General features: G+C 34.2%; 15 protein-coding genes. 13 read left to right on the top strand and 2 right to left on the bottom strand.

Annotation, left to right across the window (positions count from 1 at the left end; translation table 11 throughout):
• The first annotated feature begins 23 nt into the window (after window positions 1-23).
• From DD829_RS16610 to DD829_RS16635, 6 genes are all read left to right on the top strand, one after another.
• On the top strand, window positions 24-2,408 hold the full coding sequence (locus DD829_RS16610; RefSeq protein WP_108409188.1) for a M1 family metallopeptidase: 2,385 nt from the start codon (window positions 24-26) through the stop codon (window positions 2,406-2,408).
• Between the two features lie 54 nt (window positions 2,409-2,462).
• Window positions 2,463-3,185: a hypothetical protein gene (locus DD829_RS16615; protein ID WP_108409187.1), complete on the top strand. Its 723-nt coding sequence runs from the start codon at window positions 2,463-2,465 to the stop codon at window positions 3,183-3,185.
• Window positions 3,186-3,332: 147 nt separating this feature from the next.
• Window positions 3,333-3,611, top strand: coding sequence for a co-chaperone GroES (groES, locus tag DD829_RS16620; RefSeq protein ID WP_029295711.1), 279 nt, complete (start codon window positions 3,333-3,335; stop codon window positions 3,609-3,611).
• Between the two features lie 47 nt (window positions 3,612-3,658).
• Window positions 3,659-3,958 (top strand): four helix bundle protein, encoded by a 300-nt coding sequence (locus tag DD829_RS16625; RefSeq protein WP_108409548.1) that lies wholly within the window; start codon window positions 3,659-3,661, stop codon window positions 3,956-3,958.
• Window positions 3,959-4,089: 131 nt separating this feature from the next.
• On the top strand, window positions 4,090-5,715 hold the full coding sequence (gene groL, locus DD829_RS16630) for a chaperonin GroEL (RefSeq protein WP_076390782.1): 1,626 nt from the start codon (window positions 4,090-4,092) through the stop codon (window positions 5,713-5,715).
• A gap of 286 nt (window positions 5,716-6,001) precedes the next feature.
• Window positions 6,002-7,747: a hypothetical protein gene (locus tag DD829_RS16635; protein WP_116547951.1), complete on the top strand. Its 1,746-nt coding sequence runs from the start codon at window positions 6,002-6,004 to the stop codon at window positions 7,745-7,747.
• Window positions 7,748-7,935: 188 nt separating this feature from the next.
• Here the strand turns inward: DD829_RS16635 and DD829_RS16640 are convergent, their stop codons facing one another.
• Window positions 7,936-8,187, bottom strand: a complete 252-nt coding sequence (locus DD829_RS16640; RefSeq protein ID WP_087707305.1) for a helix-turn-helix domain-containing protein — start codon at window positions 8,185-8,187, stop codon at window positions 7,936-7,938.
• A gap of 266 nt (window positions 8,188-8,453) precedes the next feature.
• Here DD829_RS16640 and DD829_RS16645 point away from each other — a divergent pair, with 266 nt between their 5' ends.
• Entirely contained in the window at window positions 8,454-8,633 is a 180-nt protein-coding gene (locus DD829_RS16645; protein ID WP_108411172.1) for a SymE family type I addiction module toxin, read from the top strand.
• A 153-nt stretch (window positions 8,634-8,786) separates the two neighbouring features.
• Here DD829_RS16645 and DD829_RS16650 read toward each other — a convergent pair whose 3' ends face one another.
• Window positions 8,787-9,068: a helix-turn-helix domain-containing protein gene (locus DD829_RS16650; protein WP_108411173.1), complete on the bottom strand. Its 282-nt coding sequence runs from the start codon at window positions 9,066-9,068 to the stop codon at window positions 8,787-8,789.
• 362 nt (window positions 9,069-9,430) lie between these two features.
• On the opposite strand from DD829_RS16650, the gene DD829_RS16655 reads away from it, so the two are divergent.
• From DD829_RS16655 to DD829_RS16680, 6 genes are all read left to right on the top strand, one after another.
• A complete protein-coding gene (locus DD829_RS16655; protein ID WP_108411174.1) occupies window positions 9,431-9,613 on the top strand; it encodes a SymE family type I addiction module toxin in 183 nt (60 codons plus the stop codon).
• A 364-nt stretch (window positions 9,614-9,977) separates the two neighbouring features.
• A complete protein-coding gene (locus DD829_RS16660) occupies window positions 9,978-10,586 on the top strand; it encodes a TauD/TfdA family dioxygenase (RefSeq protein ID WP_108411414.1) in 609 nt (202 codons plus the stop codon).
• Between the two features lie 20 nt (window positions 10,587-10,606).
• A complete protein-coding gene (locus DD829_RS16665; protein WP_108411415.1) occupies window positions 10,607-11,119 on the top strand; it encodes a glycine-rich domain-containing protein in 513 nt (170 codons plus the stop codon).
• 255 nt (window positions 11,120-11,374) lie between these two features.
• A complete protein-coding gene (locus DD829_RS16670) occupies window positions 11,375-11,935 on the top strand; it encodes a hypothetical protein (RefSeq protein WP_108411416.1) in 561 nt (186 codons plus the stop codon).
• A gap of 96 nt (window positions 11,936-12,031) precedes the next feature.
• Window positions 12,032-13,153, top strand: coding sequence for an ankyrin repeat domain-containing protein (locus tag DD829_RS16675; protein ID WP_165796738.1), 1,122 nt, complete (start codon window positions 12,032-12,034; stop codon window positions 13,151-13,153).
• Window positions 13,154-13,329: 176 nt separating this feature from the next.
• Entirely contained in the window at window positions 13,330-14,112 is a 783-nt protein-coding gene (locus DD829_RS16680; RefSeq protein ID WP_108411418.1) for a hypothetical protein, read from the top strand.
• Window positions 14,113-14,391 lie beyond the last annotated feature (279 nt).

Consider the following 14,391-nt stretch of genomic DNA (forward strand, 5'->3'; position numbering starts at 1 on the left):
AAATCTTTAAAACAATTTCGGTTATGAAACTAAAAGTTGCCATACTTTCTCTTTCTGTATTTGCGTATACAGGTTTCACCGCACAAAATATTCAGAATAATCCGGGAAGCAACCACGGAAATAAATTCGAACAGTTAGGAACCATTCTTCCTACGCCCAATATCTACAGAACCGCTTCCGGAGCTCCCGGTCACGGCTATTGGCAAAACAGAGCCGATTACGAGATCAATGCATATCTGGACGAAGACAAAAGAAATTTAAAAGGTTCTGAAACCATTACGTATTACAACAATTCTCCGGATGATCTGGATTATATCTGGCTTCAGCTTGATGAGAATCAACAGTCAACGGTAAAGAAAGCGGACTTCCCTTTCTCTTCTACCCTTCCGAAAGCGGCAACAGACCAACAGTTGAAAGCTTCTGAAGTTCCGGCAATCGATAATGGTTATGGAGTAAATCTTGAAAAAGTAACAGATGCTTCAGGAAATCCTTTGAAATATACCGTCAATAAAACCATGATGCGTATTGATCTTCCTAAAGTTCTGAAAAAAGGAGAAAAACTGGTTTTCAAAGTAGACTGGAACTACAATATCCCAAACCGAATGAAAATGGGCGGTCGTGGCGGTTACGAAAACTTCCCTGAAGAAGGAAACGATCTTTACACCATGACGCAATGGTATCCGAGAATGTGTGTATACAGCGATTTCCACGGATGGCAGAATCATCAGTTTACAGGAAGAGGAGAATTTGCCCTGGTTTTCGGAAATTTTAAAGTTTCAATGAATGTTCCTGCAGATCATGTTGTGGGTGGAACAGGAGAATGTAAAAACTACGATCAGGTTTTAACATCTGAGCAATTAGCAAGATACAACAAGTCTAAAACTTCTACTGAACCTGTAGAAATCGTGACTCTGGATGAAGCTAAAAAAGCGGAGAAAAATCATTCAAAGCAGAGAAAAACATGGACGTTTGAAGCGAATGACGTGAGAGATTTCGCATGGACTTCTTCAAGAAAATTTGTGTGGGACGGAATGGGCGTTACGATTCCTGAAAACAACAATAAAGTAATGGCAATGAGCTTTTATCCGAAAGAAGCTTATGGATTATACAGAAAATATTCAACCAAAGCGGTTGCGCATACGATCAAAACCTATTCAGAATTTACTATTCCTTATCCATATCCTGTTGCGCAGTCTGTAGAAGCGGCAAACGGAATGGAATATCCGATGATCTGTTTCAACTACGGAAGAACGGAAAAAGACGGAACCTATTCTGAGGGAATTAAAAACGGAATGTTGGGCGTTGTGATTCACGAGGTGGGACATAACTTCTTCCCGATGATTATTAATTCGGACGAAAGACAATGGAGCTGGATGGACGAAGGATTAAACACTTTCGTGGAATATCTTACCGAAGAAAAATGGGATAATAAATTCCCTTCAAAAAGAGGTCCGGCGTGGACGATTGTGGATTACATGAAACTTCCGAAAGATCAACTAGAGCCGATTATGAGCAATTCTGAAAATATTATTCAGTTTGGTCCGAATGCGTATTCCAAACCGGCAACAGGATTAAATATTCTTCGTGAAACGATCATGGGAAGAGAACTTTTTGATAAAGCTTTTAAAACCTATGCGAAAAGATGGGCTTTCAGACATCCTGAACCTGCAGATTTTTTCAGAACGATGGAAGACGCAAGCGGTGAAGATCTGGACTGGTTCTGGAGAGGATGGTTCTATGGAACTGATCCCGTAGATATCGCGATTGATAAAGTGACGATTGCAGCTCCGGATCTGAATACTGCTCCAAGAGAAGCCAAAGAAAATAAATATAAAGTTGATAAACCTGCCCTGAACGAATTTGAAGACATTTCAAAAATCAGAAACAGAGAAGATAAAAACATTACTTTCTACGTAGACAAAGACAAGGAAGCACAGGATTTCTATTACAGATACGACAGAGGTCAGGAAAAAGTGGATAACAACAAAGAATACACTTCTAAATTCGACGGTACTGAACCTTTAACGCAGAAAGAAAAAGATAAATTTAAAAATCTTACCGCTTATCAGATCGATTTCGTGAACAAAGGAGGTTTGGTAATGCCGATTATTTTAGAATTTACTTTTGAGGACGGAACAAAACTTACCGACAAATCTTCTGCACAGATCTGGAGAATGAACGAGCAGAAAGTTTCTAAAACGTATTATTTTGAAAAGAAATTAAAATCTGTTCAGCTTGATCCGATGAGAGAAACTGCCGATATTGATACTTCCAACAATTTCTGGAGCAACGACGGCGGAACGGCACAGGTTTCCAAATTCGATCTCTTTAAACAGAAAGAAGCAGGAAATGCAAGAGGCGCTTCTAACGGAAGAGTAAACCCGATGCAGGCTGCAGGGAAAAAATAAGCCGAAAAGTTCTGTAACTTTTACATAAAGGGCACTACTTATTATTAAAAAATCATGAGACTATTTCTGATCCTTTTAATAATGAGCAGTGCCCAATTTTTTGCTCAGAAAACCATTGTTCCAAGTAATGTAAAACTCGAATCGCAATACATTAAAGATGAAATTTCCGATGCAGTATGGTACGCCGAAAAAGGTGATCAGAAAATGGAAATCGGGAAAATAACCTCTGAGGTAAAAAAGTTAGACAAAAACAGACTTCTTCTTAAAACTACGGTAAAGATGAATCAGGCTCCGGACAAACCATGGACGGATTCTACGGTGGTTAGAATTTCAGATTTTCAGCCGATATATCATTCCTCATACAATATGATGAGAGACATGGTGATTAAATTTGAAAAAAATAAAGCAACAGGATATTATTTCGATAAAAAAGCACAGAAAAAAGACATTATCGACGAAAAAATTTCTACTGAATATTTCGACAGCAATGCCTATCCCGCAATCATAAGATTTATGCCTTTAAAAGAAAATATATCCGCAGAAATGCCGATTTTCGATTATAATCCGGCTGCTAAAAAAGGCGTTATAAAAGCATATGTGGAAAATATAACCAAAGGAGATCTTAACGGTGATAAAGTCTGGATCGTAAAAATAACAGATGATATTCTGGACAGAAAGTCTGTAGTCACGTATTATATTGATTCTTCAACAAGGAAGGTTTTAAAACAGGAAATAGATTCCGACGGAAGAAAAATGGTTATGGAATCTGTGAAATAATTCATTAAAAGTTTGTCTAACGGCAAGCTTTTTTTTCTGCCAAAATTTCCGCTCGGCAAAAATTAGTCTGCCAAAATTTTCTTTTGTCTCTGTTGGCATACAATTAGAGAATTACAACACAGAAATAATTAAAAAATTAAATATATTATGTCAGTAAACTTTAAACCATTAGCAGACAGAGTTTTGATCGAGCCGATCGCTGCAGAAACTAAAACAGCTTCAGGTATTATTATCCCGGACACCGCAAAAGAAAAACCTCAGGAAGGTACTGTTGTGGCAGTTGGCCCGGGCAAAAAAGATGAGCCTACAACTGTAAAAGTGGGTGACAAAGTTCTTTACGGGAAATATTCAGGTTCTGAATTGAAATTAGAAGGAAAAGATTATTTAATTGTAAAAGAGGGAGATTTACTAGGAATAATTGGCTAATAGCTTTTTGCTTCTGGCAGATGGCTTTCCAGCATTGAAAATAGTAAATGAGAGATTTCAAAAAATTTGAAGTTTGGCAATTAAGCCATCAACTGACTTTAAAAATGTATACCTCAACCAAAAATTTTCCAAAGGAAGAAATGTTTGGGTTGACCTCTCAAGTCAGGAGATCATTTGCTTCTATCGGATATAATATTTCGGAAGGAAGCGGAAGAAATTCAGATAAAAAGTTTGCTAATTTCATCAATATTGCGCTGAAATCATCCAACGAAGCAGAAAACCAATTAATTCTTGCTAAAGATTTAGATTACATTCAGGAAAATGAATACCAAAATCTTTCAGAATAATTAACCCTGCTAAAAAAGAAGCTTGTCACGCTTTGGAACAGGCTTAACGGAAATTAAAATCAAATTATAAAAAATAAACCGCGAATTGCTAAAGCCAAAAGCTAAAAGCAAATCGCCAAAAGCTTAAAACAATGGCAAAAGAAATAAAATTCGATATCGAATCAAGAGACGCTTTAAAAAGAGGTGTTGATGCATTGGCTAATGCAGTAAAAGTAACTTTAGGACCAAAAGGGAGAAACGTGGTGATCGAAAAATCTTTCGGTGCACCTCACGTTACCAAAGACGGGGTTTCAGTTGCAAAAGAAATCGAACTTGAAGACAGAGTAGAAAACATGGGAGCGCAAATGGTAAAAGAAGTGGCTTCCAAAACCAATGATATCGCAGGAGACGGTACTACTACCGCTACTGTTCTGGCACAGGCTATCGTAAGAGAAGGTCTTAAAAACGTAGCTGCAGGTGCAAACCCAATGGATTTGAAAAGAGGAATCGACAAAGCGGTTGCAACAGTAGTTGAGAACTTAAAAGCTCAGTCTCAGGAAGTTGGAGATTCTACAGATAAAGTAAAGCAGGTAGCTTCTGTTTCTGCGAACAACGACGAAACTATCGGTGCTTTAATCGCTGAAGCGTTCGGAAAAGTAGGTAAAGAAGGAGTTATCACTGTAGAAGAAGCTAAAGGAATCGATACAACCGTAGACGTTGTAGAAGGGATGCAGTTCGACAGAGGGTATCAGTCGCCGTATTTCGTAACGAATCCTGAAAAAATGTTGGCTGAACTTGAAAACCCATACATCCTTTTGGTTGAGAAAAAAATCTCTTCCATGAAAGAATTGCTTCCTGTTCTTGAACCAATCGCTCAGGGAGGAAAATCTTTATTAATTATCTCTGAAGAAGTTGAAGGAGAAGCTTTGGCAACTTTAGTGGTAAACAAATTAAGAGGTTCTCTTAAAATTGCTGCGGTAAAAGCGCCTGGATTCGGAGACAGAAGAAAAGCAATGTTGGAAGATATCGCAATCTTAACCGGAGGACAGGTAATTTCTGAGGAGCAAGGTTTCACAATGGAAAACATTTCTTTGGATATGTTGGGAACTGCTGAAAAAGTTTCTATCGACAAAGACAACACTACGATTGTAAACGGTGGTGGTGACGACAGCAAAATCAAAGGAAGAGTTGCACAGATCAAAGCTCAGATGGAAACGACTACTTCTGACTACGACAGAGAGAAACTTCAGGAAAGACTAGCTAAATTAGCAGGAGGTGTTGCTGTACTTTACGTAGGTGCTGCTTCTGAAGTGGAAATGAAGGAGAAAAAAGACAGAGTGGACGATGCGCTTCACGCAACAAGAGCTGCTGTAGAAGAAGGTATTGTTGCAGGTGGTGGTGTTGCTTTGGTAAGAGCAATCGCTTCTCTAGAAAGCCTTTCCGGTGCAAATGCAGACGAAAACACAGGGATCAAGATCGTAAAAAGAGCGATCGAAGAGCCATTGAGACAAATCGTTGCTAACGCAGGAGGAGAAGGTTCTGTAATCGTTGCTAAAGTAGCAGAAGGAAGCGGAGATTTCGGGTACAATGCGAAAACAGACGAGTATGTAAACATGCTTGAAGCAGGGATCATCGATCCTACAAAAGTAACAAGAGTTGCCCTTGAAAACGCAGCTTCTGTTTCAGGAATGCTTTTAACAACTGAATGTGTAATCACAGAAGTGAAAAAAGACGAACCAGCAATGCCAATGGGTGGCGGAATGCCGGGAATGATGTAACAGTGTGTCGCTGAGACAATTTATATATAAAACCGTTCTGATTTTCAGAGCGGTTTTTTGTTTGAATTATGGTTTTCCGTAAGAAAATATTATAGCGATATTTTAATTTAGTGACTAATTATAAATAATATACATTTTATTATACAGAACCAATATTATACATATCAATTTTAATAAAAATTTATATATTTTTGATCTTCTGACATATATAAAACACTCATTGAAAAAGAATTATTTGCAAGAAAAACTACTTAAATCTATTATAATATTATACAACTAATTAACCATGATAAAAAAAATTACAATTGAGAATATCAAGGGTATTTCAAATAAAACTTTTGATTTGAATATTACACCCAATAAACCTAGCATTCTTGTTGCACCAAATGGATTTGGGAAAAGTTCTTTTGCTATTGCATTTAAATCCATGAATCAGCGAAGAATAAAATTGAATGAAGATGATTTACATGAGAACAATATATCATTACAACCAAAAATTTTAATTGAGTATCAAACCATAGACGGAACAATACTTAATTTAGAAGCGACAGCAAGCACAAATACAATATATCCACATCTTGATTATTTTGTAATAAATAATCAACTAAAACCAAGAGGTATTGGAAGTCAATATGGAGGAAGAGCAACCGCTGTTTTAGATATTAATAATATAGTATTGATTGATAGTATACCACCTAATATTCCTTTTCAATATCATCATAGAAACTACAAACAAAAATTTGGTGTAAACTCAAAAATATTACCAAATGCTACAGTACTATTTCAAAATAAAATTTTAATTGAAAAGATTAGTGAAAATTATTTGATATTAGAAAGAGCAAATGGATTAACATTTCAAAACAAAATTAATAATGTTATCAGTCAAATTAATGAAAACCCTACAACTATGACTGTGGACAAATTATTAAATTGGATTGATTCTAGTTTGCTATCTAACCTACAACAAATACCACATTTAAACACAATTGCATCTATAATAAATGATTTTGATTTAGGACTAGGGAATCATTCAGAAATAAAATCATATTTGTTAGCGATACAATGCATTTGGTTATTTAATGAAAATATAGAGCTTTTTAAAAATGCTTGTAAGTATTCAAACTACCTTTTAGAAAAATCAAGATTTGACACCACATTATCACAATTAAACTGCACATGGAAAGGAATTAGAAGTAGTCAAACTAATGGACAATTAGTTATAAAGTTTCCCAAAGCTATTGATATATCAAATGGACAAAGAGATATACTAACATTTGTTTCTATGCTTTTTAAAGCTCAAAGAAGCTTAAAAAAAATGTCAAATATTTTAATAATTGACGAAGTATTTGATTATTTAGATGATGCTAACTTAATCGCTGCCCAATACTATATAACTTTATTTATAAAAGAATTTAAGAATTCAAATAAAAGAATTTACCCTATAATTTTAACCCATTTAAATCCTCTTTATTTTAAAAATTATGCTTTTAGTGATCAAAAAATATATTTTCTTAATAAATCAACTGCCACAATTAATCCAAACCTAATTAATCTTTTACGTAAAAGAAACGATATCTTAATTAAAGATGATGTTTCAAAGTATCTCTTGCATTATCATCCCAATCATATAACGAAAAGATCAGAATTTAGAAGTTTAGGATTGAGTGAATTATGGGGAGAAAATAATAATTTTCAATTATTTTTGGATCAAGAAGTCTCAAATTATTTAAATGACAGAGAATATTGCCCATTTGCGATTTGTGGCGCTGTAAGAATAAAAATTGAAGAAATAGCATTTAATAAAATAACTTCTCCAATATTTCAACAGACATTTTTGGACACATGGAAAACTAGGGAAAAATTAGATTATGCTTTGTCTATAGGAATTCTTTCACCGGAAACTCATTATTTATTGGGAATTGTATATAATGAAGGAATGCATTGGAAAGACAATATAGACAATGTTACACCTATTACAAATAAATTAGAAAACTTAACTATTAAAAACATGATTAAAGAAGTTTTTCAATAAATAAAATAATTTAGCCATAAAAAAATTAACGTTTTGGCGAAAAAAAGCTTTTACAATGCACTCAGATGTCGCGGATTTCTAATCCGTGACATTTCCCTACCAAAGAACCTCATTCGTAAAAATTCCCAATCTACGCTTATACAATATAAAAATTTAAATCACGGATTGCAAATCTGCGATATCGAGGTTTACTCATCAATTTTATACTTTTCTATATCAAAGTCAAAATCAAATAATTCTTTTGGATGAATTTGTAATGCTACGGCAAACTTTATCATAGTTTTCAAAGTTAGATTTCTTTTTCCTTTTTCATATTTACTTACTTCTGCCGAATCAATACCTGTTAGAAATTCTAAATCTTGTTGAGTTTGGTTATTTTTCATTCTAATTTCAGAAATACGCTTTCCTATCAAAATTTGCAGGTCTTTGTGAAAATCCATTAATACTATGTTTTCAACTAAATTGCATTTATAAAAAATAAATATTATTGGGATATATGCCAGTATTGTGATTTTTTGTTATATTTGTCGAATAAAAGCATTTAATATAAAATCAATTGTCTATTTAGAGATTAAAAACACAATTTATCATATACCCTTGGTTTGTATAGGCAGGAAGCTCAGGCATTTTTACAACTTCCTCCTGTACAGCCAGAAAAATGTAAAAACAAATAACCAAAACCAAATTTATCAGATAACTAAACACCATGACGAATTCAAGAAAACTTAAAATTTATTCAAGATTTCAGAAAAGCAGCAACCGACTGATCATCGTTCCAGAAATCCGCCTCAGAGGAAAATGGCTTGATGAAATAGGCTTCGGAGAAGGAAAAATGGTGAATATTCAGCAGAAGAAAAATAAAATTATTATTACGGTGGATGATTAAAGAACTGACCGATAGCGCGGATTTTAAATCCATGACATTCCCTACCAAAGAACCTCGTTCAAAAAATCTGCAATCTATGCTTATACAATATAAAAATTAAAATCACAGATTACAAATCCGCGATATCGAGTAATTTAAAAGTTTCAAACTTCATCAGGACTTATTCGTTTTAATTTCTTTAATATCGTATTTCTTCTCTTTAATTGGTTCATTGGGAAAGAAATCTTTAATAGAACAACCTAATGCAATGGCGATTAAATTTAAATGAATTAAGTTATATTTAGCTTTTTTAGAAGGAGCCTCAATTTGTGAAATGAATCCTATGTTCTTACCAATCGAAAGAGATAACTCTTCTTGAGTAATACCTTTTGTTTCACGTATTTCTTTTATACGTTTTATAACAAATCTTTCTATTTCGTCTAATGATTCATTCATAAGTCAAAGTGAATGAAAAACATTAAAAAAAATTATGTACTATAGTACATATTTCAAGAATTGTTTTATATTTGTAAAACAAGTTACGCTAAAAATACCTTTGCGATACTTCAAAGAATATAAAAAGCTATTGCTCAGAATCTCGATTCGAAAACTGGTAATTTTTAGCATATAAGACGATAAACAGAAAGCTAATGAAAGCGCGTAATAAATTGATTATTTAGAGATTAAAAACACAATTTATCATATACCCTTGGTTTGTATAGGCAGGAAGTTCATAAATTTTTACAACTTCCTCCTGTACAGCCAGAAAAATGTAAAAACAAATAACCAAAACCAAATTTATCAGATAACTAAACACCATGACGAATTCAAGAAAACTTAAAATTTATTCAAGATTTCAGAAAAGCAGCAACAAACTTATCATCGTTCCGGAAATCCGCCTCAGAGGAAAATGGCTTGATGAAATAGGCTTCGGAGAAGGAAAAATGGTGAATATTCAGCAGAAGAAAAACAAAATTATCATTACGGTGGATAAATTGTAAAAATGATTTTACAGATTTATAGTCGCTGATTTTTGAAAATTTATTTGCAGGATATTTTCGTAATACATACATTTGAAATACTACAAAAAACTAATAATCAATGACAAACAAAACACTATTATGCGGTGTAAATAAAGAATTTGGCAATTTTCTAATGTTTCAGGAGAGATCAATTCAATCCCTTTATCCTTTAAAATTATTTTGAATTCTGAATCTCCGATGTCTATTTAAAAACACGAAACTTCGATCTTTCTATCTTTTAAAGAAAAGAAATACGCAAGAAATTACAATTCCCGCCTCTTTTCAAAGTGAAAATTTACCCTTTCCGGATTAGTTGACAAAAAATAACACAAAATAGTATAATATGATTAAAAAAATTTCAGACAATGGCTTCCTTCATCTCACCGACCAAAGCGAAGAACAGTTAAACGAACTAATCAACTCTTTAGGACAAGTAATTTTTACAACCGACGTTGTTGTAAAGCCTGAAAGTAAAGGAATGGTTACTTCCTCCAATGGGCTTGATTTTCATACCGACCATCATAAAGCTAAATATATTATTTGGTATTGCTACAAACAGACGGACTTAGGCGGTGACAGTATTTTGATGGATGCAGAAAAAATTTATCAGCAGCTTTCGGAAGACAGTAAACAACAACTTAAATCTATAGAACTTTTTGAACATAAAATTTTTCCTGACGACAAAGAAAGCTATCCTTTCGTTGCAACAGATGAAAAAGGAAACAGAAAATTTTATTATTCTTTCTGGCTTGTAAGAAATGAAGATAAGCAAAACCCTGCAATGCTAGAATTTCAACGACTGATTAAAAAAACCGAACCTATTAAACTAAACTTAAAAGAAAGGGATATTCTTATTGTAGACAATCATAGAATTTTTCACGGAAGAACCCCAATTGAAGGAAGCAAAGATCGTTTCCTGAAAAGATTTTGGTTAACAGCACACAATTCATAAATCAAAAAAAATATTACAAAATGGAAAAAACAGTTTTAATTTATCCAAATCCAATCTCTACAGAAAGAATTTCTTATCTAATTAACGAAAAAAACATTGATCCTGTAATTGCCAATCTCGACCTTGAAATGGTTAAGATGAAACTCCGGGAACCGGAAGAAGGTGAAAACTGGACTTACGAGCAATGCGACAGCGCTGAAATTGAATACAAAAGATATCTTCATCTGTGCAAAAAATATGGCAGAGGAATCGTCCCAAATAAAATTATGGATAAGTTTTGGCATTATCACATATTAGATACAAGAGCTTATCATCAGGATTGCGACACCGTTTTTGGATATTATTTACACCATTTTCCGTACTTCGGTATGCGTGGTGAGCAAGATGCAATAGATCTTAAAAATTCTTTCTATAAAACAAAAGATCGCTATCTAGAAACCTTCAATGAAGAAATTGCAAGAGATGATCATGAAATGAAATGTTGGCACGACTGCCAAAACCGTTGTTGGCATGCCTGTTCAGATGAAAAATAATATGATTATTGATAAAATATAAATTTGTATTGGCGGGAGTTTATTATGTTGCCGCTTTATTACACAGTTCAATAATTATTTTCTGAAATAAAACCAATGAAAAAATAATCAGATGTCGCGGATTTGAAATCCGTGGCATTTTCTATTTCTAAAAATCTTTATTCGGAGTAATAGCTAAAACTTTATTTGCATAAGATTCCAGTAATACATACTTTTGAAAGAATACGGATAAGCTAATAAAAAAACTAATAATCAATGGCAAATAGAACGTACTTATACAGTGCAAACAAAGAATTAAACAAATTTCGTGATGTTTCAGAATGGGCGAATGAAATTCCGCTGTTCTATAAAATCGTTTTGGGTTCCGAAACCGGAACGTCGACTTCAAAAATATGGAACTTTGAGCTTCCCATCGTTATTACAGCAAACTTTCAAAAAGGGCTGAATAAATTTTACGATTTTCTGGATTACCTTCAGACACAGCCTCATCTTGATGCCGAAGCAATAAAATCATACAGACAGGAAACAAAAGATTTCTTTGAAAAATATCCGGAAAGAGAGCTGGATCTGTTTTTTATGGAAGGCGGAGAAGTTTATGATCTTATTGGAGATATGTATCCTCTGGAAGAGCAAAACGACGCACTCTACAACGAAATCATCAATATCTCTAAAGACATCGACGAAATTCTGGAGAAAAAACCTGAAAATGTATTTGATTTTAAAGATATATACTGGCTTCAGGAGATAAAAAACGATATCACTCCCCTTTCTGTATACTGGACTTATGTGACGTATTATTCGTTCAACAAATCATAACTTTCTTGTGTCAAGATTGTATAAATTTATTCAAATTCTCCTGATGAGCCAATGGGTGACAGGAAATTCAAACTATTCTCATTAAAACATAAGATCATGTCATTCTTTAAAAAGCTTTTTGGCAAAAAACAACAGCCGGAACCACAACGTTCTGAAGAAATCCTGCCATGGATAGAACCTGCCGATAACCCATGGAATATAAAACTTCTGGACTTAAGACCTTTAAGCCAGACCATGATTTCAACCTCTCAAAATCAGCAGATGGCTGCTAATGCTATTTCTTACGGTACGGAGGATGGCAGAACTTTTTGGAATATAAATCCTAAGAACAGCAGAACCGTAGAATCAGGTTTAAAATTTATAATTGATGGTTCTTTGGCTCCGGGAGTATTGTTTAAACCCGAAACAATGGAGCACAAATGGGCAATTTATTTCGACGGAGAATATCTGATATTTGTTAGAAGCTGGCTGAGAGAGGTTTTTGTTATTGCTAAAACTTCGCAAAAGAATAATCAGCTAATCATCGAACAGATTATCGGGGAATTTACGGAAGGAGAAACTGAAGCTTTTACAAATACTTTTTTAAACTTTCTTCTTATAAGCCATGTTCTGGAAGAAATTGCTCCGGCTCCTCTGCCTGAAACACTCTTATCCGACACATATAAGGCAGGACTTTGGGCATTTTCTAGTTATGGAAATAAAGCACATGTAGGAACTTTTGACGAGAACTTTACCGCCTCTCCCAGAGGAATGCTCCGCACCCATTCTTTACTGCATATTGCTGTTGCACAATCCAACATACAGGAAATTGAAATCCAGATCAATAATGGGACAAACATCAATTCTTTAGCCGGCGACGGACTTTCGCCTTTACATTGGGCAACTGCACCGGAAAATACAGAATCTTTACGGAAGTTATTGGAGCTTGGTGCAGATCCAAATGCGAGAACAATTCAGGGGGCAACTCCGATCATGAATGCCAGTCAATCCAACAAAATAGAACATTTAAAGATGCTGTTACATTTCGGAGCTGATGTGAACGCAAAAGACGACCGTGGTTTTACCGCTTTACACCGAGCATCTGAAATGGGACATAAGGAAATTGTAACATTACTTCTGGAAAATGGTGCAGATAAAAGTATTGTTGCAGAAGATTATACCGCTCTCCTGTTGGCGCAAAACCGCGAACATAAAGAAATAACGGAACTTTTGAGCTGAAAAACACTCACCCTCAACAGATTTTAATTTTCCGCATATTCCGCAGTCATAATTTAACTGTGAATTTTGAAAACATCTGTTCATCAAATCGGATGAAAAGATCAATTTCTCATAAAAAATAATCTTGGCAGGATTTACCACTTACTTTAAAGATTAATCTAATTATCCAAAAAAATATGGGATCATGGAATACTTTACATCATTTCGACGACAGAAAATTCTACTCGGAAATTGTGCCCGATCTTAAAAACGACGGACAATTGCTCCATAAATATTTTAATTCGAAATTTGCAAAAAGAATACTTTACAGACGCGAGGATACAATTGATAAGGAAATTGCAGAAATAATAAAATTCAGCAGGTTTTTAGATAAAGACTTTAAACTTCATGAAGCCCTGTACGAGATTATGACCCGAGAAAAAAGCATCAACGAATCGTATACAGATTTTATTGAAAAACGTTTTCAGGATGAAAGAGATTTTGAGAATGCTAATGGAGAGATTATCGAAAGCATCAATTCCCTTCTTACTCTCATCATTTTTTCTGAATGTGCTGCATTTAATCCTCATCTGATATTGGGGAGAACCATATTCACAGATTGTGTAATGGCAACACCCAATTCCACGGCAGAAGAAATTATGGACAACTTTACCAATAACGGATTGGGAAGTATATTTTATTCCTCCTATTCCAATTGTAATGGACTGATCAATTGGGTAACGAATGAAGATTTACAGCTTTTGTGGCTGGATAAAGAGAACATCTATTCTGCGGATGTAGAGACGGATAATTATTTCTCAGACTTTTGTACATTTATAGAAATTGCTCTGGAGAATAATTTAGGTGTAATTTCCGGAACCAATATGAATGAAAGCACTTTAAAACTGATCCCATCACCATTGAATTTAAAAATAGATGTAGAAGAGCTGGGAATGGAATATGTAATCAACTATGACTAGTTTAAAACACCGATGTCGCGGATTTCTAATCCGTGACATTTCCCTAACAAAGAACTTCGTTCATGAAAATTTTCAATCTATGCTTTTACAATATGAAAATTAAAGTCACGGATTGCAAATCCGCGACATCGAGTTTATAATCCGTGACATTCCCTACCAAAGAACCTCATTCAAAAAATTTCCAATCTACGCTTATACAATATAAAAATTTAAATCACGGATTGCAAATCTGCGATATCGAGGTTTACTCATCAATTTTATACTTTTCTATATCAAAGT

This window comes from Chryseobacterium sp. HMWF035 (genome assembly GCF_003094695.1).
Classification (GTDB): domain Bacteria; phylum Bacteroidota; class Bacteroidia; order Flavobacteriales; family Weeksellaceae; genus Chryseobacterium; species Chryseobacterium gambrini.

Excerpts from the sequence above, each read along its gene's own strand:
- DD829_RS16610 (WP_108409188.1), top strand. The coding sequence starts at position 24 with ATGAAACTAAAAGTTGCCATACTTTCTCTTTCTGTATTTGCGTATACA.
- DD829_RS16615 (WP_108409187.1), top strand. The coding sequence starts at position 2,463 with ATGAGACTATTTCTGATCCTTTTAATAATGAGCAGTGCCCAATTTTTT.
- groES (WP_029295711.1), top strand. The coding sequence starts at position 3,333 with ATGTCAGTAAACTTTAAACCATTAGCAGACAGAGTTTTGATCGAGCCG.
- DD829_RS16625 (WP_108409548.1), top strand. The coding sequence starts at position 3,659 with ATGAGAGATTTCAAAAAATTTGAAGTTTGGCAATTAAGCCATCAACTG.
- groL (WP_076390782.1), top strand. The coding sequence starts at position 4,090 with ATGGCAAAAGAAATAAAATTCGATATCGAATCAAGAGACGCTTTAAAA.
- DD829_RS16635 (WP_116547951.1), top strand. The coding sequence starts at position 6,002 with ATGATAAAAAAAATTACAATTGAGAATATCAAGGGTATTTCAAATAAA.
- DD829_RS16640 (WP_087707305.1), bottom strand. The coding sequence starts at position 8,187 with ATGGATTTTCACAAAGACCTGCAAATTTTGATAGGAAAGCGTATTTCT.
- DD829_RS16645 (WP_108411172.1), top strand. The coding sequence starts at position 8,454 with ATGACGAATTCAAGAAAACTTAAAATTTATTCAAGATTTCAGAAAAGC.
- DD829_RS16650 (WP_108411173.1), bottom strand. The coding sequence starts at position 9,068 with ATGAATGAATCATTAGACGAAATAGAAAGATTTGTTATAAAACGTATA.
- DD829_RS16655 (WP_108411174.1), top strand. The coding sequence starts at position 9,431 with ATGACGAATTCAAGAAAACTTAAAATTTATTCAAGATTTCAGAAAAGC.
- DD829_RS16660 (WP_108411414.1), top strand. The coding sequence starts at position 9,978 with ATGATTAAAAAAATTTCAGACAATGGCTTCCTTCATCTCACCGACCAA.
- DD829_RS16665 (WP_108411415.1), top strand. The coding sequence starts at position 10,607 with ATGGAAAAAACAGTTTTAATTTATCCAAATCCAATCTCTACAGAAAGA.
- DD829_RS16670 (WP_108411416.1), top strand. The coding sequence starts at position 11,375 with ATGGCAAATAGAACGTACTTATACAGTGCAAACAAAGAATTAAACAAA.
- DD829_RS16675 (WP_165796738.1), top strand. The coding sequence starts at position 12,032 with ATGTCATTCTTTAAAAAGCTTTTTGGCAAAAAACAACAGCCGGAACCA.
- DD829_RS16680 (WP_108411418.1), top strand. The coding sequence starts at position 13,330 with ATGGGATCATGGAATACTTTACATCATTTCGACGACAGAAAATTCTAC.